Below are 4434 nucleotides of genomic sequence, written 5' to 3'. Positions count from 1 at the left end.
GACACTAAAGCTTGTATGTCGTTATTTAACGATAATCCAATATCGATTCGATATTGCGTTTTAACAGATGATTCAGAGGTTAAATAAAGCAGATTAAAGGTTCTACTGTCTGTAGGAGATAAGCCAAACTGTCGACGCCACTCAATAAAATGTGCAATGGTTTGAGGTAATAAAGCTGGATCACCATGATGTTCCATTACCGCTAATGATTGCGTATCAAATGAGATAATATCAACTGAGTAAGATTGCTTATCTTGCTGACTAACGTCAGCTTGAAAGGATTTAAGTGGTTTCTGTTTAGCAAAAAAATTGCCCCAATCTGGCGCTTGTTGAAACGATTCTGGGCTTTGGCCAATACTACGAGTAAATGATTCAATAAAGTGTTGCTCGTTACGATACGCCAATTTAGCCGCTATAGTGGCCAGAGAGACTTGCGTGCCGAAACCTAATAAATGGGCAGCTTCCAGACTTTTGAGTAATTCAACATAAGCGTCAATAGACATATGGTACAGCGCTGTAAACAATGGGTCGAAATGACATCGTGGGATGTGGGCAATATCGGCCAACACTTGTCGATCAAAAGGCTCATTTAAGTGTTGATCTAAATAGGCTAATGCACGTTCAAATGCCTGATCAAGTCTGTGGCTCATGCCCTCTCCTTTTGGATTAAATTATTACAGCCAATTATTTATCATAACTAATATAAATTAACGGGTTATTTAAACGCATACAATAAAACACACTTTTTGCATTAAAAATGTGGCAATGTACGCTAGTCGACTAATTGAATATCCAAACCTTCGAGTAAACTTAAGGCTTCGAACCGACTGAATTTAGCTTGCTTAACGTTATTAGCAGTAATATCGATTTGATAATTCAACGCATCGGTAAAATTCGCCTTAGTTAAATTTGTATGACTAAATTGGCTTAAATTAAAGTCGGTCATACGCAAATCTGCTTTGCTTAAATTAGCTTCTCTAAAGTCGACATCATGGGCGCGGCAATCAACAAGTGAAAACTCGGGTAAATGCAGCGAATAAAAATTACTGCCATTGAGCATACATCGTTCAAACTTAATCGTGGTTTGAGTCATAAATTGCGGCCACTGAGCTGTAGTCCAATCAATACCTATGGCTTTACAGTCGCTAAAAGTAACGTCATCAAACTCTGTAGCAACCACTGACATTACACTTAAATTACATTGGCTAAAAACACACTCAATAAAATGGCAATGATAGAAATCACTTTGACTAAAATCACATTGGGTAAAATGGCATCGCTCGAAAGTAATATTTTTGAATTGTAAAGCCACGCCCTTAATCGATTCGAATAAGTCATCGCTGTAGTGCGATAACACAAACAATTCACTAGATTGTGTATTAGAGATGGTCTTCATGGCTTAACACCTTATAAACAAAAAGACCTAGACGTGAGCCTAGGTCTTTTAGTATTTCATCTGTTGCGACGACTTAACTAGTCGGCAACTGGATACTCAATTTCAGAATCAGCTTTAAGAGAGGCAACCACTGCACGATAATCAGCTTCGCTGTATTGAGGCGCAATACGTTGTTTTAGTGTATTGATTAGGTTGTCATTAATGCCTTCAGCTTTATTGACTTTATCAACCACAATAACCGCATAACCTGTCGCCAAAGCTGCAGTATCAATTGTGACACCATTTTCAGCAGGAGCGGCAATCTTAAAGGCTTTGTTGGTGATAGCTTGATCAATATCCTGATTAAAGCGACCTAATTTAGCTAACGTCGTCAACGAACCACCTGTTAGAGTGTCATTACCCGCTTTTAACTGTGCCATATATTCAGCAGCTTTATCACGAGCACCGTCATTCGCTTTATCTTGCTTCAAACGGTCAACAATACCTGCTTTTACTTCAACAAAGCCCATGACACCAGCAGTTTGATGTTTTTTCATGCGAATAACCACTACATGGTTTGGCGCAAGTTCAATCACATCGCTGTTCAAACCACTTGCTAACACCTGGTCAGAAAAAGCAGCTTTAATAAACTCAGGATTGTTAAATTTAGCCGGTACGTCATCACGCGAGAATAACTGCGTTGTTTGTACTTTTGCATTAACCGCTTGCGCAGTTTCAGCTAAAGTATCAGGGATTTCGTAACTGGTATCAGCCAACTTAGTTTGTAAGCTATAGAACACATCTAACGCTTTCTTTTCTTGTAGCTGAGCAACAATTTTCGCTTTAACATTTTCAAAAGCGGTTGCTTGGCTAGCTTGTAAATCAAGCAGCTTAATAATGTGGTAACCAAACTCACTTTTCACAATTGACGAGACTTGATCTTTTTGTAGTCCAAAAAGTGCTTCATCAAATGCAGCATCCATTACACCTTGTTCAAACCAATCTAACTTACCGCCCTGTTGAGCACTAAGTTGATCGTCAGAATCTGTTTTTGCTACGTCAGCAAAATCTTCACCAGCTGTTAACTTGGATTCAATGGCGTCAGCTTTGGCTTTATCTGCACTGTCATCGTCAGTTGAAGCTACAAAAATATGTGCAGCAAGACGTTTTTCAGCTGTTTGATACTGGGCTTTATTCTCGTCGTAATAAGCTTTCACTTCTTCATCAGAGGTTTCGCTGCTTTTAGCCATGTCAGCAACATTCAACTCAACATACTCAACGCTGACTTTTTCAGGGCTCATATATTGCGACACATTCGCATCGTAATAGGTTTGAGCTTCTTCATCAGAAATAGACACAGTTGATAAAAACGGTGTTGAGTCGACGACTAAGTAGCGGATATCACGGGTTTGGCCTTGAACTTCTGCAAGCTGTTTAGCTTCTCCGTCTAGAACAAACTCACTACCGACAAGCGCATTTAATAACTGACGACGAGTCATATCTACGCGCATCATGTTTCTAAAACTTGTGGTTTGATAGCCTAGCTGACGCAATACCGCAAGGTAACGTTCGTTATCAAATTGACCCGCGGTTTGAAAAGCAGGCTCTTCGATAATCGCTTTCTTGATTTGCTCATCAGATACACGTAAGCCCAATTTATTGGCTGCCTGATCAATGAGTTTATCGGCAATTAGACGATCCAATACACCTTGTTTAATACCGTTCATGTAAGATTCATCAGCCGCTAATGCAGTAAACATTTCGCCTAGCTGTTGCTCAATACGCGAGCGTTCATTTTGAAAAGCCTGTTCAAGTTCGTTGGCGCCAATTTCGTCGCCGTTAACAACTGCAGCAGGTACACCTGTGTTTGAGCCTAAATAACTGCTCACACCGGCAAAAGCAAAAGAAAGTATCACAAGTACTAAAATTGTTTTAGCAACAATCCCCTGTGATCCTTCACGAATTTTTTCTAACATCTGAATTCTCGCTTGTTGCGATTAATAAAATAAAAAGGCGCATCACCTTGTGGATGCGCCTTATTGTAAATTATATGGAGTTATCAGACGCTACCACGGGTATGACCCAATACTCCCAATATATATTATGCCTAGCATAACAATATTGCTTTTCGTAAAAAGCACCGCCTAAGCAGTGCTTGTATTACGAATGCCTTACAAAGGCAACGTTATTAACTACGAGTTAACGGCGTCTTTTAGCGCTTTGCCAGCTTTGAACGCAGGAATGTTCGCAGCAGCAATTTTAATTTCATTACCCGTTTGTGGGTTACGGCCAGTACGCTCAGCACGTTGACGTACTTCAAATGTACCAAAACCAACTAGAGAAATCTTATCGCCATCTTTAAGACCTTCCGTTACCGCAGCGATAAAAGAATCCAGTGCGCGGCCAGCAGCAGCTTTAGAAATATCAGCACCAGATGCGATTTTCTCGATTAGTTCAGATTTGTTCATGTCATCCCCTTGAATGTTATTGTCGCGCCGCAACCAAATCTATGTTTAGAGCGGTCTGCGGAGGCTTTATTTTATAAGCTTGATAACACACCAAACTTAGTACGAAAACCAAAAAATGAAATTGGATACTGCTCGACATCAGATGCCCCAAGGGCTTGGTGCGTCTGACTATCCACTGACCTAGGCTACCACAGGTCAGCGTTTTGTTAAGCCCCTTTTTTCATTTTTTTCATGCTCTACAGCAATTTTTTAACTAACAAGCTATTTTTTAACCACTTCAAAGCCTTCAACTGGTCGCTCAAGCGCCAATTTCAACACTTCATCAATCCAACGCACTGGATGAATGATTAAATCGGCAATCACATTTGCAGGAATTTCTTCCAGATCGCGTTCATTTTCTTGAGGAATTAAGACATGCTTAATTCCGCCGCGATGTGCTGCTAATAACTTTTCTTTTAAACCGCCAATGGGTAATACTTCACCACGTAAAGTAATTTCACCTGTCATTGCCACATCACTGCGCACAGGGTTACCCGTTAAGCTAGACACTAAAGCAGTACACATTGCTGCACCAGCTGAAGGACCATCTTT

The 4434-nt window shown here is 40.3% G+C and carries 5 protein-coding genes; all 5 read right to left on the bottom strand.

Annotation, left to right across the window (positions count from 1 at the left end):
• On the bottom strand, window positions 1-650 hold a 650-nt coding region (locus tag H5202_RS18280; RefSeq protein WP_182773329.1), incomplete at its 3' end, for a helix-turn-helix domain-containing protein.
• A gap of 122 nt (window positions 651-772) precedes the next feature.
• A complete protein-coding gene (locus H5202_RS18275) occupies window positions 773-1396 on the bottom strand; it encodes a pentapeptide repeat-containing protein (protein ID WP_182773328.1) in 624 nt (207 codons plus the stop codon).
• Window positions 1397-1473: 77 nt separating this feature from the next.
• Window positions 1474-3351: a SurA N-terminal domain-containing protein gene (locus tag H5202_RS18270; RefSeq protein ID WP_182773327.1), complete on the bottom strand. Its 1878-nt coding sequence runs from the start codon at window positions 3349-3351 to the stop codon at window positions 1474-1476.
• 216 nt (window positions 3352-3567) lie between these two features.
• Complete coding sequence (locus tag H5202_RS18265; protein WP_124016408.1) at window positions 3568-3843, bottom strand: HU family DNA-binding protein; 276 nt, start codon at window positions 3841-3843, stop codon at window positions 3568-3570.
• Between the two features lie 261 nt (window positions 3844-4104).
• Window positions 4105-4434, bottom strand: a 330-nt coding sequence (locus tag H5202_RS18260) for a S16 family serine protease (RefSeq protein WP_336244813.1), incomplete at its 5' end; no start/stop codon positions are given.

The sequence above is a fragment of the Shewanella sp. SG41-4 genome (assembly GCF_014164505.1).
GTDB lineage: Bacteria > Pseudomonadota > Gammaproteobacteria > Enterobacterales > Shewanellaceae > Shewanella.
The sequence above is the reverse complement of the archived record's forward strand: the minus strand, read 5'-3'. Positions and strand labels throughout refer to the sequence as shown.

Bases quoted from the DNA above. Each gene is read 5' to 3' on its own strand.
- H5202_RS18275 (WP_182773328.1), bottom strand. From the start codon at position 1,396: ATGAAGACCATCTCTAATACACAATCTAGTGAATTGTTTGTGTTATCG.
- H5202_RS18270 (WP_182773327.1), bottom strand. From the start codon at position 3,351: ATGTTAGAAAAAATTCGTGAAGGATCACAGGGGATTGTTGCTAAAACA.
- H5202_RS18265 (WP_124016408.1), bottom strand. From the start codon at position 3,843: ATGAACAAATCTGAACTAATCGAGAAAATCGCATCTGGTGCTGATATT.